Annotated in this window: 18 protein-coding genes; 9 read left to right on the top strand and 9 right to left on the bottom strand. The window is 46.8% G+C overall.

Annotation, left to right across the window (positions count from 1 at the left end; genetic code table 11):
• Positions 1-26 precede the first annotated feature (26 nt).
• The 9 genes from smpB to KSW37_RS05705 all read left to right on the top strand — a co-directional run bounded on the left by smpB (position 27) and on the right by KSW37_RS05705 (position 7,466).
• On the top strand, positions 27-506 hold the full coding sequence (gene smpB, locus KSW37_RS05745; RefSeq protein WP_217313605.1) for an SsrA-binding protein SmpB: 480 nt from the start codon (positions 27-29) through the stop codon (positions 504-506).
• A gap of 3 nt (positions 507-509) precedes the next feature.
• Entirely contained in the window at positions 510-3,293 is a 2,784-nt protein-coding gene (metH, locus tag KSW37_RS05740) for a methionine synthase (protein ID WP_217313604.1), read from the top strand.
• 35 nt (positions 3,294-3,328) lie between these two features.
• Positions 3,329-3,949: an HAD family hydrolase gene (locus KSW37_RS05735; protein WP_217313603.1), complete on the top strand. Its 621-nt coding sequence runs from the start codon at positions 3,329-3,331 to the stop codon at positions 3,947-3,949.
• Between the two features lie 108 nt (positions 3,950-4,057).
• Positions 4,058-4,918, top strand: coding sequence for a type I methionyl aminopeptidase (map, locus tag KSW37_RS05730; protein WP_118253320.1), 861 nt, complete (start codon positions 4,058-4,060; stop codon positions 4,916-4,918).
• A 111-nt stretch (positions 4,919-5,029) separates the two neighbouring features.
• Positions 5,030-6,055: a tRNA (adenosine(37)-N6)-threonylcarbamoyltransferase complex transferase subunit TsaD gene (gene tsaD / locus KSW37_RS05725; protein WP_117693676.1), complete on the top strand. Its 1,026-nt coding sequence runs from the start codon at positions 5,030-5,032 to the stop codon at positions 6,053-6,055.
• Between the two features lie 91 nt (positions 6,056-6,146).
• Positions 6,147-6,653, top strand: coding sequence for a CinA family protein (locus KSW37_RS05720; protein WP_217313602.1), 507 nt, complete (start codon positions 6,147-6,149; stop codon positions 6,651-6,653).
• A 153-nt stretch (positions 6,654-6,806) separates the two neighbouring features.
• On the top strand, positions 6,807-7,070 hold the full coding sequence (gene rpmB, locus KSW37_RS05715) for a 50S ribosomal protein L28 (protein ID WP_006849044.1): 264 nt from the start codon (positions 6,807-6,809) through the stop codon (positions 7,068-7,070).
• Positions 7,071-7,075: 5 nt separating this feature from the next.
• Positions 7,076-7,264, top strand: a complete 189-nt coding sequence (gene rpmG, locus KSW37_RS05710; protein ID WP_006849045.1) for a 50S ribosomal protein L33 — start codon at positions 7,076-7,078, stop codon at positions 7,262-7,264.
• Between the two features lie 43 nt (positions 7,265-7,307).
• Positions 7,308-7,466, top strand: coding sequence for a DUF4295 domain-containing protein (locus KSW37_RS05705; RefSeq protein ID WP_006849046.1), 159 nt, complete (start codon positions 7,308-7,310; stop codon positions 7,464-7,466).
• 200 nt (positions 7,467-7,666) lie between these two features.
• On the opposite strand, the gene hrpB is transcribed toward KSW37_RS05705, so the two are convergent.
• From hrpB to hisA, 9 genes are all read right to left on the bottom strand, one after another.
• On the bottom strand, positions 7,667-10,243 hold the full coding sequence (gene hrpB, locus KSW37_RS05700) for an ATP-dependent helicase HrpB (RefSeq protein WP_217313601.1): 2,577 nt from the start codon (positions 10,241-10,243) through the stop codon (positions 7,667-7,669).
• A 58-nt stretch (positions 10,244-10,301) separates the two neighbouring features.
• The gene (locus KSW37_RS05695; protein ID WP_217313600.1) at positions 10,302-11,075 is read right to left on the bottom strand and encodes a hypothetical protein; all 774 of its coding nucleotides are present in this window, start codon (positions 11,073-11,075) and stop codon (positions 10,302-10,304) included.
• Positions 11,076-11,138: 63 nt separating this feature from the next.
• On the bottom strand, positions 11,139-12,281 hold the full coding sequence (locus tag KSW37_RS05690; protein WP_217313599.1) for a glycosyltransferase family 2 protein: 1,143 nt from the start codon (positions 12,279-12,281) through the stop codon (positions 11,139-11,141).
• 75 nt (positions 12,282-12,356) lie between these two features.
• Positions 12,357-13,514, bottom strand: coding sequence for a diaminopimelate decarboxylase (gene lysA / locus KSW37_RS05685; RefSeq protein WP_217313598.1), 1,158 nt, complete (start codon positions 13,512-13,514; stop codon positions 12,357-12,359).
• A 139-nt stretch (positions 13,515-13,653) separates the two neighbouring features.
• The gene (locus KSW37_RS05680) at positions 13,654-14,976 is read right to left on the bottom strand and encodes an aspartate kinase (protein WP_006846458.1); all 1,323 of its coding nucleotides are present in this window, start codon (positions 14,974-14,976) and stop codon (positions 13,654-13,656) included.
• 27 nt (positions 14,977-15,003) lie between these two features.
• Positions 15,004-15,720: a cell division ATP-binding protein FtsE gene (locus tag KSW37_RS05675; RefSeq protein WP_217313597.1), complete on the bottom strand. Its 717-nt coding sequence runs from the start codon at positions 15,718-15,720 to the stop codon at positions 15,004-15,006.
• A gap of 31 nt (positions 15,721-15,751) precedes the next feature.
• A complete protein-coding gene (hisIE, locus tag KSW37_RS05670) occupies positions 15,752-16,399 on the bottom strand; it encodes a bifunctional phosphoribosyl-AMP cyclohydrolase/phosphoribosyl-ATP diphosphatase HisIE (protein WP_117728361.1) in 648 nt (215 codons plus the stop codon).
• Between the two features lie 44 nt (positions 16,400-16,443).
• Entirely contained in the window at positions 16,444-17,226 is a 783-nt protein-coding gene (hisF, locus tag KSW37_RS05665; protein ID WP_217313596.1) for an imidazole glycerol phosphate synthase subunit HisF, read from the bottom strand.
• A 99-nt stretch (positions 17,227-17,325) separates the two neighbouring features.
• Complete coding sequence (gene hisA, locus KSW37_RS05660; RefSeq protein ID WP_217313595.1) at positions 17,326-18,039, bottom strand: 1-(5-phosphoribosyl)-5-[(5-phosphoribosylamino)methylideneamino]imidazole-4-carboxamide isomerase; 714 nt, start codon at positions 18,037-18,039, stop codon at positions 17,326-17,328.
• Positions 18,040-18,047 lie beyond the last annotated feature (8 nt).

The following is an 18,047-nucleotide window of genomic DNA, read 5'->3' as shown; positions in this document are numbered from 1 at the left end:
TAAACTTATAATACATTATTATATATATGAACAAGCAAGAACAGGAACTCCGTAAGAAGAGTCCGATACAGATACGCAACAAGAAGGCTTCGTTCGAGTACTTCTTCGTTGACACATATACCGCAGGCATTGTGCTTACGGGTACAGAGATTAAGTCAATCCGTGGCGGAAAGGCTTCGCTGGTAGATTGTTATTGCGATTTCTATCAGGGCGAACTTTGGGTCAAGGGAATGAACATCTCTCCTTATTTCTATGGCTCTTTCAGCAATCATGAGGCTCGCCGCGACCGCAAACTTCTTCTCACCAAGCGTGAATTGCGCCGTCTTGAGGAGGACAGCAAGCAGCCCGGTTTCACCATTGTTCCAATCCTCATCTTTATCGATAATCACGGTAGAGCCAAGGTGGACATAGCCCTCTGCAAGGGTAAGAAGGAGTATGACAAGCGCCAGACTCTGAAGGAGAAGGAAGACAGAAGGGAGATGGATAGAGCAATCAAGCACTTTTAGCCAATGAAGAATTTAAGAGAGATTGTAAAGGAGAAAATTCTGATTCTCGATGGTGCCATGGGTACTGAGATTCAGAAGTATAATCTTACAGAAGAAGACTTCAGAGGCGAGCGGTTCCGCGATTTGCCGGGCATGATGAAGGGCAACAACGATATGCTCAACATCACTCGTCCTGATGTGATATCTGATATTTACCGACGCTACCTAGAGGCTGGCGCCGATATTATTACTGCGAATACTTTTTCGTGCCAGCGCATTTCGCAGGCTGATTATCACCTGGAGAACTGCGCCCGCGAAATGGCATTCGAGGGTGCACGCCTGGCACGTATCGAATGCGATAAGTTTTCTACACCTGATAAACCACGCTTCGTTGCAGGAGATGTGGGACCAACCAACAAGACATGTTCCATGAGCCCGGACGTCAGCAATCCTGCCGCCCGCGAGATTACCTACGATGAGCTTTTCACCGATGTATGCGAACAGGTGGATGGTCTTATCGAAGGCGGTGCTGACGTGATTCTCATCGAAACCATCTTCGATACACTCAACTGCAAGGCGATGATAGATGCGGCGCTCACCATGATGAAGAAACATGGAGTAGAGTTGCCTGTTATGATCAGTCTTACGGTGAGTGATCTGGCGGGCAGGACGCTCAGTGGTCAGACTGTAGATGCTTTCCTTGCTTCGCTTTCTCCTTATCCTATCTTCTCTGTCGGCATGAACTGTGCCTTTGGTGCTCCTCAGATGAAGCCTTTCATCGAACATATGGCTCAGGTTGCACCTTATTATATTAGTGCGCATCCTAATGCCGGTTTGCCTAATGAAATGGGCGAATATGACGAGACTGCCGAATCGATGGCTCCGCAAATAGCCGAATTCATCGATGAAGGTATCGTGAACATCATTGGCGGATGCTGCGGTACAAGTCCTGAATTCATCGCTCATTATGCCCGTATAGCAGAGGGTAAGAAACCGCACAAAGTTGTGGAGAAACCTAAGTATATGTGGCTCTCGGGATTAGACCTTCTGCAGGTCGATGATTCTGTACATTTACCGGTTGACGCAAGCCGGTTCGTCAATGTGGGCGAACGCTGTAATGTGGCTGGTAGCAGGAAGTTCCTGCGTTTGATTAACGAAAAGAATTATGAAGAAGCCATTGGTATTGCCAGAAAGCAAGTGGCTGATGGAGCAGCTGTCGTTGACGTGAATATGGACGATGGTTTGCTCGATGCGAAAGCCGAGATGGTTAATTTCCTGAATATGATTGCAGCCGAACCTGACATTGCGAAGGTTCCGGTGATGATCGACTCTTCCAAATGGGACGTCATCGTGGCTGGCTTGAAGTGCTGCCAGGGTAAGTGTATTGTCAATTCCATCAGTTTGAAGGAGGGCGAGGAAGTATTCCTTTCTCATGCCCGCGATGTGTTGCGCTATGGTGCAGCCGTTGTTGTGATGTGTTTTGATGAGGTTGGTCAGGCTACCACTTTCGAGCGCCGCATCGAGATAGCAGAACGTGCTTATCATCTTCTGGTAGACAAGTTGGGCATGAATCCGCTCGATATCATCTTCGACCCGAACGTACTTGCCATAGCTACCGGTATGGAGGAGCATGATAATTATGCTGTTGAGTTCATCCGTGCAACGGAGTGGATTCATCAGAATCTGCCTGGTGCACATGTCAGCGGAGGTGTCAGTAACCTCTCGTTCTCATTCCGTGGCAATACTTATATCCGTGAGGCTATCCATTGTGTTTTTCTGCATCATGCCCAGCAGGTAGGTATGGACTTTGGTATTGTAAATGCCAAAGCCAGAATGGATTACAATAAGATTCCTGAAGAACAACTTCAGCTCATCGAGGATGTCGTGCTGAATAGAAGGAAAGGTGCGGCAGACGAACTCATCGAGCTTGCGGCAGAGATAAAAGCACAGGCTGATGCTGCCAAGGCTGCAGCTAAGGCAGGCGGTGTTGCTCCCAAGAAGCCGGCTGCTCCTGAATGGCGAAAGGAGAGTGTAGAAGAACGTCTGAAGTATGCGCTGAGAAAAGGAATCACCGATTTTCTGCAGCAGGATATTGACGAAGCACTTGCCAAATATCCTCATGCAGTAAACGTAATTGAGGGTCCTCTGATGGACGGCATGAACCTGGTAGGCGAACTTTTTGGAAAAGGCGAAATGTTCTTGCCGCAGGTTGTCAAGACGGCTCGCACGATGAAATCGGCAGTTTCTATCCTTCAGCCTCATATCGAGGCAGAAAAACAGGGTGGAGCAACAACTGCCGGTAAGATTCTGATGGCAACCGTGAAGGGCGATGTTCATGATATCGGAAAGAACATCGTCTGCGTGGTTATGTCATGTAACAATTACGAAATCATCGACTTAGGTGTGATGGTTCCAGCCGAACAGATTGTACAGAAAGCTATCGATGAAAAGGTAGACGCAATCGGTTTGAGCGGACTTATCACCCCTTCGCTTGAAGAAATGGTTCATGTGGCCCGAGAAATGCAGAAAGCTGGTTTGCGCATTCCTATCATGGTAGGTGGGGCAACAACGAGCGAACTGCATGTGGCTCTGAAGATTGCGCCTGAATATGACGGACCGGTTATCTGGGTGAAGGACGCATCGCTCAATGCCGGAATCTGTGCCCGATTCCTCAACGAGACAGAATGCCCTAAATTTGAGGCGGAACTGAAGAAGCGCTACGAGAAACTTCGCCAGGACTATCACGAAGAGCAGGCTAAGATAGCCTCGCTCTCAGAGGCTAGAAAGAACAAGCTGGAGCTGTTCTGACAAGATAAAGAATACAACGTTTTTAGGATAATTATATGATTAAAACTGTGATTTTTGATATGGGTGGTGTCATCATCACCCTCGACGAGAATGAGGCAGGCAAACGTTTCATTGAGTTGGGTATGAAGGAGTTTGCGGAGAAGATGGACCCTTATAAGCAGGTTGGCTTAAACGGCCAGCTGGAAGAGGGCAAGATTTCCGAGGAGGAATATCGTCGGGAAGTGAGCAAGAAGATTGGCCGCGAGGTAACCTTCGAGGAACTGCAGCATTGCTGGCTGGGCTACATGAAGGAAATTCCAGAACGCAATCTGGTTACTCTCCGCAATCTTAAGAAGCAGGGCTACCGTGTAATCTTGCTCAGCAATACCAACCCTTACGTTTCTGCCTGGGTAGACAGCGAGGCATTCTCTGCCGACGGTCATCCTATCGGCGATTATTTCGATGCGATGTACCGTTCTTATGAGGCAAAGTATATGAAGCCGGATGAGAATTTCTTCCGTTATGTCCTTTCTCAGGAGAAGATTATGCCAGAGGAGTGCCTGTTTATTGATGATGGTCCTCGTAACTGCTGTGCTGCCTCAGAACTGGGACTGTTTACTTATTGTCCGCAGAATGGAGAAGACTGGTGCGATAAGATTTATGAGCATTTGAAGTAATTATTTGTGGTGATTATTTGCACTAAAATGCAAATAATTGCCATTTTATTTTGTGCTCTGCAATAAAAAATGTACTTTTGCAGTCGCAAATATTAAATACATAATACAATGATTAAGAAGAAAAGATGGCATTGCTTGCCAGGTCAGCCTCTTACAGAGCTCGACAAGCAGGTAATGTTTTGGGAAAACAAGGGTAAACTTGTTCCTACCCGTGACTTGATTAAAACTCCAGAACAGATAGAAGGCATCCGTAAGAGTGGTGTCGTAAACACCGGTTGTCTCGATGCGGTAGCAGAGATGATTCGTCCGGGAATCAACACCCAGGAGATTGATGACCTCTGCATGCAGTATTGTAAGGATCATAATGCCATTCCTGCATGCCTCAACTACGAAGGCTATCCTAAGAGCGTTTGCACTTCTATCAACGAAGTGGTTTGCCATGGTATTCCTAAGGAAGAGGATGTGCTCGAAGAGGGTGATATCATCAATGTGGATATGACAACCATCGTTGATGGCTATTATGCTGACGCCAGCCGTATGTTCATTGTTGGCGGCAAAACTACTCCTGAGAAGGAACAGCTGGTTCGCGTAGCCAAGGAATGCCTGGAAATCGGTATGGAGGTTGCCAAGCCTTACTCGTTTGTAGGTGATATCGGTCATGCTATCGAGAAGCATTGCAAGAAGTATGGTTATGGTGTGGTTCGCGATCTTTGCGGTCATGGCGTAGGTTGCCAGTTCCATGAAGAGCCTGAGGTTCTTCACTATGGTCATAGAGGCACGGGCATGCTGCTTGTTCCGGGTATGGTATTCACCATCGAGCCAATGATTAACATGGGCACCTGGCAGGTATTCCTCGATGCCGACGATCCATACGGATGGGAAGTAATCACCGGCGATGAGAAACCATCTGCGCAGTGGGAGCACACGCTTGTGATGACAGAGACAGGTGTGGAGGTTTTGACACACTAGTGTTAGTTAATAGTTGATAGTTTATAGTTAATAGGGCATTCTTGCTTGAGTCTCATGGATAAGGTGTTTTATGCTATAAACTATAAATTATAAATTATAAACTTTGATATAATGAAGGATATATATATATTAGGTATAGAGAGCAGCTGCGATGATACCTCTGCCGCAGTGCTCAAGAATGGTGTGCTGCTGAGCAATGTTACCGCCTCTCAGGAGGTTCACAAAGCTTATGGCGGTGTTGTTCCGGAGTTGGCTTCCCGTGCCCACCAGCAGAATGTGGTTCCAGTCGTTGACCAGGCCATCGCCCGTGCCGGCATCAAGAAGGAAGATCTTTCAGCCGTAGCCTTCACCCGTGGTCCGGGTCTGATGGGTTCGCTTCTCGTGGGTGTGAGCTTTGCCAAGGGATTCGCCCGTTCGCTCAATATCCCGATGATAGATGTAAACCATCTGCAGGGTCATGTGATGGCTCATTTCATCAAGGAGAGCGATGATGACCAGAGTGCACCTCCATTCCCGTTCATCTGTCTTCTCGTGAGCGGTGGAAATTCGCAGATTGTAAAGGTGAATGCCTACAACGATATGGAAGTGCTGGGACAGACCATCGATGATGCGGCTGGCGAGGCTATTGACAAGTGTGCCAAGGTACTGGAGTGGGGCTATCCTGGTGGTCCTGTCGTAGATAAGTATGCACGCCAGGGTAATCCGAAGGCTTTCAGTTTCTCTGAGCCTCATATTCCGGGTTTGAACTACAGTTTCTCTGGCTTCAAGACAAGTTTCCTCTACAGCTTGCGCAAATGGGTGGCTGCAGATCCTGACTTTGTTGAGAAGAACAAGTACGATCTGGCTGCCAGCATAGAGTTTACCATCGTTGATATTCTGATGAAGAAACTCCGCATGGCTGTCAAGCAGACCGGTATCAAGCATGTGGCTGTAGCTGGAGGTGTGAGCGCCAATAATGGTTTGCGCAACGCTTTCCGCGACCATGCCAAGCGCTTCGGCTGGACTATCTACATCCCTAAGTTCAGCTATACTACCGATAATGCGGCGATGATAGGCTGCGTGGGAACCTTCAAGTATCGTGATGGCGAGTTTGCAACCATCGACTTGCCAGCCTATAGTAAAGTAACATTTAAGTAATTAAGAGTTTATAGTTTATAGTTAATAGGGCAATCTTGTTTTAAGGTTGTTCATGCTATAAACTATAAATTGTAAACTGTAAATAAACAAGATGGAATTTGAAACAAAGATATTGAGCAAGGGCATCCAGGAGATGCTCTACAACAGTGACAAGACAGTAGGCACAGCAGAGAGCTGCACAGGCGGTCGTATCGCCGAGGCGCTGATTTCTGTGCCAGGTGCCAGCAATTACTTCAAGGGTGGTGTAGTAAGCTACACCAACGAGGTAAAGGAGAATCTTTTGGGCGTGAGCCATGAGGTTCTGGAGGAGCAGACTGCCGTTTGCGAAGAAGTGGCTAGAGAGATGGTGCTCGGCACAATCAAGACCCTGAATGTAGACTTCGCCATTTCTGCAACGGGCGTGGCTGGTCCAACGGGTGGAACTCCAGCCATTCCTGTGGGCACAATCTATGTAGGTTATGGCGATAATAACGATGTTCGCGTGGTAAAACTCACCGAAGATTTCGGACGCGACATCAACCTTGCAATTGCCACAAATACAGCGCTTAAAGGCATGCTCGAATTCTTGAAAGAACATGCTGAAGAACTTAAAAAATAGGCTTAAATTGCTAATTTAAGGCTATTAAATATTAATAATCCTTAAAAGACAGCGTTCTTTTAGGGATTATTTTGTTATTACCAAATTATTTTGTAATTTTGCACTCTGTTTGGAATAGGTATCAATTAACGAATTACAAAATTAAAGATAGAAATGTCTAAGATTTGTCAAATTACAGGTAAGAAGGCACAGTTAGGTTGCAATGTGTCTCACTCAAAGCACCGTACAAAGAGAAGCTTTGATGTTAACCTCTTCAGCAAGAAATTCTACTATGTAGAAGAGGGTTGCTGGATCAGCCTCAAGATCAGCGCTGCTGGTCTTCGTCTTATTAATAAGGTAGGTCTCGATGCTGCTTTGAATCAGGCAGTAAAGAAGGGCTACGTAGATTGGAAGGACATTAAAGTTATAGGAGAATAAATATCATGGCAAAGAAAGCAAAAGGTAATAGAGTACAGGTTATCCTCGAGTGCACTGAACACAAGAACAGTGGTATGCCAGGTACAAGCCGTTACGTGACTACAAAGAATCGTAAGAACACTCCTGAGCGTCTTGAGTTGATGAAGTACAACCCAATCCTTAAGAAGATGACTCTTCACAAGGAGATTAAGTAAGCTTAGCTTACAAGTTTAATAATTTTATCAATTTAAATAGACTATGGCAAAGAAAGCGGTCGCTACCCTCCACGAAGGTAACATGGATGGTCGCGCATATACAAAGGTTATCAAGATGGTTAAGAGCCCTAAGACTGGTGCATACGTTTTCGATGAGAAGATGGTACCAAACGAGGCTGTTAAGGATTTCTTCAAGGATTAATTTCCTTGCAGATGAGCATCGTTGAATTTAGATTACATCAAAATTCAAATATAAAGATAAAGGTCGCTACCCAGATAGGGGAGCGACCTTTTTAATTTTTACTTTTCTTAGGACCCAAAACAGTTTTGGCTTCTTTCATATTGTCACTTGACGATATCTTATCGCCAAGTGACGAATCTTCTTGCATTTGACTCATCTTATCACCGCTTGACGCCTCTCACGGCCTGGCTCTCTAACGGATTCTCCGGCCAGAAATGCTTAGGGTATCGGCGCTTCAGTTCCTTGCGGACTTCGAAATAAGTGCCTTGCCAAAAACTTGCGAGATCCTGAGTAAGCTGAACGGGCTTGAAACCGGGAGATAACAACTCAAGCAGAAGAGGCCGTTTGCCAGCATCGACAGTGGGAGTTGATGTCATTCCGAAACACTCCTGAAGCCGTACACTAAGAACTGGGGCTTCGGTTCCCAAGCGATAATCGATGCGGATGTTGCTGCCCGATGGCACACGGATGTGGGTGGGAGCAAAGTGGTCTATCTCCTGCTGAAGGTCGTAAGGAAGGATGTTCCATAAGATTTCGCACAGGTTGAGTTTCTTCAACTCTGTAACAGCAGTCTTCATCTTACCACCTTCTTCGAGATAGAAAGGGAGCCACGCTCGGGCTGTTGTCAGGAGATGCTCTGTTGACAGGTCGGGAATCTCCAGTTCCGGATGCCATTCAGCTACTTGCGCCACGCGCTGTTGCAGACGATGAACGGATTCGTTCCAATCGAACATGCTGAGTCCGTCTTTTTGGGCAGCTTCGCAGATAATGTCCGAAACTGTCTCCCGGCTGGCATTCTGTATCGGCTTGCTGTCTATGACGAGTGCTCCTATCCGTGTTTCCTGCTGCATCTTTACTGCCATCACTTTGCTGTCCCATGAAATATTCTCGCAGGTTTGTGCCGGCAAGTTCTTCCAGTTGACGGGGGCTGAGAGAAATACTCTTCCTTTACGTCTCTGTGCGGGATTGGATGATGAGGTTGAAGATAGGTTGAGTGATGCGATGGCAAGCCATTCGTTTGCAGCCATGCTGTCGCTCGGGTCGATGAAAACCATGTTTCCATTCGACATCTTGTAGTTACCTGCATGGTCGGTGGCATGGGCGATGCGTTCAGGATAGGCTAGGGCGATAAGATGGCCCACTTCCTCAGCATCAATTGGCTCGTTGTCTTCCTTAATACGCAGCATCTTCCTGTATTCCTGCGCAATTTGAGCGATACGGTTCCAACGCCCCAGATTCTTCTTGCTTCGCGCGGAGCGGAGGAGTGAAAGGCGGAGCGCCATGTCAGAATCCTCATTTCCGCCCAACGGATCTTTCTCTTCCAGCAGTGCTGCAATGTCGCAGGCCAAGGCTTGGATTGACGGAGAACCGCTGCTGATTATCATCTTGGCGATTCGCGGATGACAAGGAAGCTGAGCCATTCTGCTGCCTTCTGCGGTGATGCTGCCACTGAGAGCGTGAGCATCATGATCAGAAGTGAGGGCGTTGAGCGACTTAAGAAGTTGCTGGGCCATGGCGAGGTTGCCCCTAGGAGGAGGGGTAAGCCAAGGAAGTAGTTCCGGCTTGTTTTCGCCGAAAGCAGCAATGTCGAGAACTATGGAAGAGAGATCTGCATCCAGTATTTCGGGCAGCCGTTGTTCAGGCATCAGATGTTCAGAGGTCTGTGTCCAAAGCCGGTAACATATGCCTGATGTGATTCTGCCCGCACGTCCCCTTCGTTGCGTAGCCATGTCCTGACTGATGCGAACGGTTTCGAGATGACTCAAGCCTGTACGGGCATCATAAACCAGTTTTCGGCAGAGTCCGGAATCCACAACGATTCGTACCCCCTCGATGGTGAGAGAAGTTTCGGCGATAGGGGTGGCCAATACGATTTTTCTTTCGCCCGGTTTGGAAGGAGCGATGGCGAGTCGCTGCTTTTCTGGCGTGAGGTTGCCGTAGAGTGGATAGATTTCTGTTGAAGATAAGGCAGAACGAAGCAGTTCTTCACATTTCATGATTTCACCTTGTCCCGGCAGAAAGGCAAGAATGTCGCCTTCCTGATTTCTGAAAGCCTGACAGATGGTGGCTGCCATTTCCTGCGCTACCTGATATCTGTCGATGTCGTGGTCTGCATAAATGGTTTCTATCGGAAACATTCTGCCTTCACTCTCGATAAGCGGAGCCTGAAGTGACTGACAGATACTGGAAGCATCGATGGTTGCCGACATGATGATGAGCTTCAGGTCGGGGCGGATGATTTCCTGTGTTTGCCGGGCCAGTGCTAACGCCAGGTCGGAGTTGATGCTGCGTTCATGAAACTCATCAAAGATGAGGCACGAAACTCCTTCGAGTGTAGCATCATTGATCAGCATTCTGGTGAGAATGCCCTCGGTAAGGACTTCGATGCGTGTTTCATCCGAAACCTTGTTTTCGAATCTTACCCGATAGCCGATGGTTTTGCCCACGGGTTCTCCCAGAATCTGTGCCATCCGTTCGGCTATCTGGCGAGCAGCCAGGCGGCGCGGTTCGAGCATCAGAATCTTACCCTGATTTTTAAGATGATCATGGATGAAACCTTCCAATGTCTGATCATTCATGCCCCGCAGAATGGTGAGCGGGAGGAGGGTAGATTTACCGGCTCCAGGAGGAGCTGTAATAACAAGGTTAGCCGACTCCATCAATGCTTCATTGACAGAGTCGGCTATCTGGTAAGCTGGCAGATGACCAGCCTGCTGTTCTATTCTATCTAAGTTCATTTCTTCTTATTTCGCAAACTTCAGAATCTTTTTTATTTCGCAAACTTCAGAATTTTTTTTATTTCACAAACTTCAGAATCTCTTTACTCTTTCTGCCCTTTTTGGCAGGAATCGGCATGAAGCCTTCAGTGAGTCCTGTTTTATCTGTCATGGCCTGGAAAACGGAGGCGGCATAGGAAGAGAGTTTCTTCTCTGCCAGTTCTTGCTTGATAGCATCCTCATCATAATCATCAGCATAGAGCAGAGTGTGCAAATCGTCAAGATATTTTTGCGGAATATTCTGATGCGGCATGCGGCTTTTTATCTGCATGATCTGTGCGATGATAGCCTGTTTGGTCTGGGCAGCGATGGTTTCTGCCTTTTGCTGCTCGAAGGCTGCCAGCGTCTCCTCATCCGTCTCCAACCAGTTCTGTATCATGGCTTCAGTGGTGGTAAGATGACTGTATCCTGCATAGCGAATCAGGGCGATGCGCTTGTTCCAACCCTTCTTTTCGAGATAGCTTTTCTCCATAGGGGTAGTAGCTACCACAAGGTTTGCTTTGGCGTACATGGCTTTCTGATACATAGACTGTTGCAGTGAACGCTTCAAGTAAGGGTTCTTGCAGTTTCTCTCAGAAAGATCTCCCAGTGGACAAACGATGTAGGGAATGTCCATCTGCTTTGCTTTCTTTGCTATCTGGGCTCCCTGCCATGTCCATGCTCCTATAATCAACACAATGTCGGCATCAACCAGACTGTTGGTGATGTCGAGCTGTTTATTCAAGGCTTCGATGTATGGAAGATACATCTTCAGCAACTTCTTTTGGTTGGAAATGAACAAATATACTTTCATCGTTCTGTCGGTTATTTTTAACTGTTAGTATTATGATAGACTTAAACTTCCTTTTTACCCTGTTTAGAGTTTATGAGAAGTGAAATCGTTTTTGTCAGCCCGCCAATAGCGCAATTTGGTAGCCAGATTTCTCCAGATAATTCCATATTCTAAGAATGGCAGTTTGAACATCGCTATTCCGTCATCAAAGTGTCTGATGGCCTTGTTGGCTATCAGCATTCTCACGATGAACAGCAGAAGGAGACTGAAACCTGCGCATCCTGTAAGAATCCAATTCTTCATGAGGATAGAGTAGGCTGCTACGGCCAGCGTTGCTATCAGGCTGAGATGTGGCATGAGATGGTCGAAGAACATGAGGGTTCGCATGGAACCGGCTCTTTCCAGACTCTTGCGTGAAGCCTGCAGATAGAGGTGGGCATTGTGCCAACTCTTGCTCGATGGTGCTTCGCGGATGAGCCATGCATCGCAATCCAGTTCTGTAGCTGTATCGCCACAATGGGCATACTTGTTGACGAGAAAATCGTATTCGCCGCGAACATATTCCAGGTTGCCTTGATAGCCCTGTTCCTTCATGAAGTCGCTCTTGCGGAAAGCTACGTTAGGCATGTGACTGCGATAGCCGTAGGTCTGTTGGGCACGGCGCAAAACATAGTAAGCCTTGCGGATGCTGTCGAAACGGCGTACGCTCTTAGTTTCCTCATCAAGGGCTACATATCCCAATACCAGATGGTTAGGGTCCTGGCATTGAAGGGCCATGGTTTGTAACCACTTGTCGTTGCTTGGGCGACAATTAGGCTCTGTCAGAATAATCCATTCATGTTTGGCAGCCTTCACACCCAGTGTAATCTGCAATTTCTTGCGGCTCATGTAGCGTGAACTCTCAGGAATATAAGTATAATAAAGATGAGGGTTCTCGGCTGCTGTTCGCTTCAGAAAATCCAGTGTCTCGCCATCTGTACTCTGGCAGACTACGATTACCTGATAGTCGGCAGCATACTGCTGGCGCAGGAACATAGGGAGATTCCTCTCCAATTCAGCAAGATTATCGTGTGCGGTAATGAGTATACTGACAGGAGGTTGATTCTCTGCCGTTTCTGTTTTTTGAAAGTGCAACGAGCGCAGAAATGGATTTATCAGCGATCCGAGAACCGCCAATAAAACCACCACTGCGCCTGCTATTATAGTAGTTGTACTAATGATCATCATATTCTTTTTCTCGTAATATAGAAAGCTAGAGAAAGGAAAATCCTATAAACTCTTAACTTTTAACTTTCAACTATATTAAAAGTCTTCTGTAATATACCCCTTTGGCAACTGGCGACAGTTATACTGGCTCGCCATGATCTCACCATAGGCTCCAGCTGAGCGGAGGGCGATGAGGTCGCCGCGATGGGCTTTGTTGATGTCGACAGCCTTGCCGAAGACATCGCTTGATTCGCAGATAGGACCTACAACGTCGTAAGTTTCAACAGGCTCATCGCTTGAGATGTTTTCAATCTTATGGTAAGCCTGATAGAGAGCAGGACGGATAAGGTCGGTCATTCCTGCATCCACAATGGCAAACTGCTTGGCTGTGCCCTGCTTGATGTAGAGTGTCTTGGTGATGAGAGAACCCATCTGACCCACTACGGCTCGACCCAACTCGAAGTGAAGCTTCTGACCATTGCGCAACTTCAGTTTCTTTGCGTATGTATCGAAATAATCCTTGAAATTAGGGATTGGCTGGCGGTTTGGATGATTGTAATCAATGCCCAGTCCGCCGCCCACATTGATGTTCTTCACAATGATGTGATGTGCTTCAAGCTGGTTCTGAAGTTCGTTGATACGGTTGCAGAGTGCCTCGAAATCCCCCATGTCGAGAATCTGGCTTCCGATGTGGAAGTGCAGTCCGAGGAACTGGATGTTCTTCATCTTGGCAGCCTCTTCGATTACGGCTTCCATGTCGCGCATGGCAATTCCGAACTTGTTTTCTGCCAGACCTGTTGTGATGTTTGCATGCGTATGGGCGCCGACATCCGGATTGATGCGGAAACAAACCTGCGCAATCTTATTCTGTTTTTCAGCCAGTTCGTTGATGATTTCCAACTCCGGAATACTCTCTACATTGAAGCAGAAGATGTCTTTTTCCAATCCGAGGTTGATTTCCCAATCGCTCTTGCCTACACCAGCGTAAACAATCTTGCTGGCTGGGAATCCGGCTTTGATGGCAGCCTGAATTTCTCCTCCGCTCACACAGTCAGCTCCTAAACCAGCCTGACAGATGATATTGAGCACCTTAGGGTTAGCATTTGCCTTTACGGCATAGTGCACTTCAAATCCCTCGTGCTTGCCAGCCTCTTCATTGATGGTTTTCAATGTCTGGCGCAACACATTGGTGTCGTAATAGTAGAACGGAGTCTGTATCTCCTGAAACTTATCTATCGGAAATGTACCTTTCATTTCGCTTAATCTTAAATTAATACCTTATTATAGTCAAATCAGAATATCCAATTTATTGTAAATCAGAATATCCAACGAAGAGTGGACAGGAAGCATTACATACGAATTCTTCACTTTTCACTCTTCGTTTTCATTTGCATTACTTCTTCTCGAACAATACGTTGCTCAAGTTCTGTAATGCCTGCTTCTTATCTTTCTCTCTGATGAGGAATGAGATGTTGTAGTTAGAACCACCGTAAGAAATCATGCGTACAGGAATGTTCTTCATCGCATCGGTAGCGATGGTCTCGAAGCCAACGTTGCTCCAGTCCAAATCACCTACAACGCAGATAATACACATATCTGAATCTACAGTTACTGTACCATATTTCTTCAGCTCGTTTACGATGTCGTTAAGATGAGAATCATTATCAATACTCATGCTGACACCCACCTCAGAAGTGGCAATCATATCAATTGGAGTCTGATAGCTCTCAAAGATTTCGAATACCTTGCGGAGGAAGCCTGTAGCGAGTAACATGCGGCTACTCTTGATCTTGATGGCTGTGATGTTGTCCTTGGCAGCAACAGCCTTGATCTTGCCGCGTACGATGACATTGTCGATGATTGTACCGTCGGCCTTAGGATCCATGGTGTTCTTCAAGCGTACAGGGATGCCTGCATACTTAGCTGGCTGGACACAGGTAGGGTGGAGAATCTTGGCACCGAAGTAAGCCAACTCTGCAGCCTCCTCGAAGTTCAACTGGCGTACTGCCTCAGTGTGCTCTACGACACGAGGGTCGTTGTTGTGCATTCCGTCGATGTCGGTCCAGATCTGAATCTCTTCAGCTGGGAGAGCTGCACCGATAAGAGATGCGGTGTAGTCGCTACCGCCACGCTGCAGATTGTCAACCTCGCCATATGCGTTGCGGCAGATGAATCCCTGAGTGATGTAAATCTGATAGCCCTGGTTCTGCTCCATGATAGCAGCCAACTTCTCCTTGATGTACTGAGGATCTGGCTCTGCGTTCTTGTCTGTGCGCATGAAGTCTAATGCGCTGAGCAATACAGCCTTTACACCCTGTTCCTTCAAGTAGTTTACAACCATGTTGGTGCTCATCATCTCGCCCTGAGCCACGATGCTCTTCTCCTCGAAAGAAGTGAAGAGGTCTTTGGTGAATGAGCGGAGATAGTTGAATTCGCCCTGCAAGAACTCACGAGTCGTATTTTTCATCTCCTCGGTAGAGTAGAGTTCTTCTACATGCTGCATGTATTTCTTCTCCAAGTTGTTGATTACCTCGTTGGCGCCCTCTGGATTCTTCTTGTAAAGATAGTCAGAGATCTCAACGAGAGAGTTTGTTGTACCGCTCATCGCAGACAATACGATGAAAGTTGGTTCACCTGATTCTGTAACCAAAGAGGCTACTCCCTTCATGCGCTCTGGTGAGCCTACAGAAGTACCTCCGAATTTCATTACCTTCATAGTCGTAATTTTATTTAATTATTTCACTTAATTATCTTCTCCATCCTCTGTGAGGTCGATACGGTTGTACTCATTTGTTACGTCGTAGAGCACACCTTCCTTACAGCGGTAAACGATGCCTGGGAATTTGTCGAGCATCGGGATGTTATGGGTTGTCATCACAACGGCTGTTCCTTGTTTGGTGATGTCTTTCAGCAGACTCACGATGTTGCTGGCTGTCTCTGGGTCGAGATTGCCTGTAGGTTCATCGGCGATGATGATCTTAGGATTGTTGAGAATGGCGCGGGCGATGGCTACACGCTGCTGCTCACCACCTGAGAGCTCATGAGGCATTTTGTCGATTTTATCAATCATGCCCACTTCGTTGAGAACTTCTTCGATGCGCTTATCTCTGTCTTTCTTGTTTTTCCAGCCTGTTGCCTTAAGCACGAATTCAAAGTTCTTGCGAACGGTGCGGTCGTGTAGCAACTGGAAATCCTGAAAGATGATTCCCAACTCCTTGCGCAGAGCCGGAATCTCCTTTCGCCTGATAATCTTTAGGTCTCTGCCGAGAATTTCAGCCTTTTCGGTTTCGCCCTCTACAAGGTCTAGTTCGCAATAAAGAGTCTTTAAAAGCGAACTTTTACCAGAGCCGACTTTTCCGATAAGGTAGGCGAATTCTCCTTCATCAATATGGAAATTGATGTTCTGGAGCACGCACTTGTCGGCCTGATATATGCTGACGTTCTGATAATCTATTAACATCTTCTATTTTTTTCTCCTTAATGTTGGTTTGTTATTTCATTTCGCCCTTGCTCTTGGCAACGCGACGTTTCTTATCCCATTCCGGGTCGTGACGCATCTGAAGTTCTTTCACAACATCTTCTATTCTCAAACCCTTGCTTGTGAGCAGAACGATGAGGTGATAGAGAAGGTCTGAACTCTCGTAAACGAGTTTCTCGTTGTTGCCATTTGTTGCTTCGATAATAGTTTCAACAGCTTCTTCTCCAACCTTTTGTGCCATTTTGTTAACGCCTTTCTTGAAGAGGCTGGTAGTGTAGCTTCCCTCTGGCATTTCTTCATGGCGCTTGTTGATGAAATCCTGAAGTTCTGAGAGGAAGAGGATAGGGTTGAGCGTGTTCTCTTCTGCCCAACAGGTATCTGTACCTTTGTGGCAGGTTGGACCGTCTGGGTGAACCTTTACCAGCAAGGTGTCGTTATCGCAGTCGTTCTGAATGCTTACAAGGTTCAGGAAGTTGCCTGATGTTTCACCTTTTGTCCAGAGGCAGTTGCGTGAACGGCTCCAGAATGTAACCTTTTTGGTTGCTATTGTCTTATCGTATGCTTCCTGGTTCATGAAACCAAGCATCAAGACGTTCTTTGTAACTGCGTCTTGGATGATGGCAGGAACCAGTCCGCCTAATTTTTCGAAATCTATTTCCATTTTATCTTGTTTTTATTTTCTTACATTATTATATACCCCGTGTTCTATATTCTCACGTTGATTCCTTCTTCTCTCAGATATTTCTTGAGGTCAGGAATGGCAATCTCGCCAAAGTGGAACACGCTGGCTGCCAGTGCAGCATCTGCCTTGCCTTGGGTGAAAGCATCGCGGAAATGCTCCATTTTTCCAGCACCTCCTGAGGCGATGATAGGAATGCTTACTTCTTCAGCAAGACGGGCGAGGGCCTCGTTTGCGAATCCCTGTTTCACACCGTCATGATCCATACTGGTAAAGAGAATTTCACCGGCACCCCGGTCGGCTACTTCCTTAGCCCAGTCAAACAGTCCTAGTTCCACCCGTTCTCTTCCGCCTTTCACATAACAGTGCCAGCCGTCAGAATCGAGACGTGCATCAATGGCGCATACGCAAACCTGTGAGCCATAATGGTTGGCTATTTCATTGATGAGCTCCGGATGTCGGATGGCAGCGCTGTTGATGCTAACCTTGTCAGCTCCTGCGTTGAGCAGGCGGTCAACATCTTTGAGTTCATTGATTCCACCTCCCACAGTAAATGGGATATTGATTTCGGCAGCCACACGGGTTACCATATCCGTAAAGGTTTTGCGCTCTTCGAAACTTGCTGTAATATCTAGGAATACGAGCTCGTCAGCTCCAGCATTGCTATAAGCTTTTCCCAGTTCTACCGGGTCGCCAGCGCTGCGCAGGTTTACGAAATTGGTTCCCTTTACCGTCTCGCCATTCTTCACGTCAAGACAAGGAACGATTCGCTTAGCCAATCCTTTGCTTTTACTTTGAACTTTCACCATTGTATTTAAATTCTTATAGATTGAAGCTTTTGCCCTTACAGGGCGTGTCGAGAATAGCTACGAGTAATTGACTGTCAGCTATTAACTGTCAACTATTAACTATTTAACTAGTTTGTCAACATCGATTTTCCCTTCGTAGAAAGCTTTTCCAAATACTACGGCAGGAATACCTGCAGCTTCCAAAGCTTCGATGTCTTCGTTGCAACTCACTCCGCCTGAAGCGATAAGATGCAGTTGAGGGTAGGCAGCCATTACTTCTTTGTAGAGTTCTATGGCAGGTCCTTGCAGCGTTCCGTCTTTGCTGATTTCTGTGCAGAGAACGTAGCGTACTCCTTTATCGATGTACTTTTTCAGGAAAGGAAGGAGATCTTCAGAAGAATCTTCTTTCCATCCGTTGATAGAAATCTTTCCGTTTCTTACATCGGCTCCCAGAATCAGGCGGTCAGCTCCATATTTGTCCAACCATTGCATGAAGAGATCCGGATTAGTGACGGCAATACTGCCCACTGTAACCATGCTTGCTCCCGCAGCAAAAGCTTTCTCTATATCTTCTTCGGTCTTGATTCCGCCACCGAAATCAACCACGAGAGAGGTTTCTGTGGTAATGGCCTTCAATACCGCATCATTTACGATGTGCTTTGACTTGGCTCCATCGAGGTCTACTACATGAAGGCGCTTGAAGCCCATCTGCTCAAACTGTTTTGCAACCTCGGCAGGATTGTCATTGTAAACCTTCTTCTGGTCGTAATCGCCTTTTGTAAGACGAACACACTGGCCATTTATCAAGTCGATAGCTGGAATTAATTCTATCATATTAGTAT

Source organism: Segatella copri (genome assembly GCF_019127135.1).
In the GTDB taxonomy this organism is placed as follows: Bacteria; Bacteroidota; Bacteroidia; order Bacteroidales; family Bacteroidaceae; genus Prevotella.
Note: the sequence above shows the minus strand (reverse complement) of the source record. Positions and strands in the feature narration are given on the sequence as shown.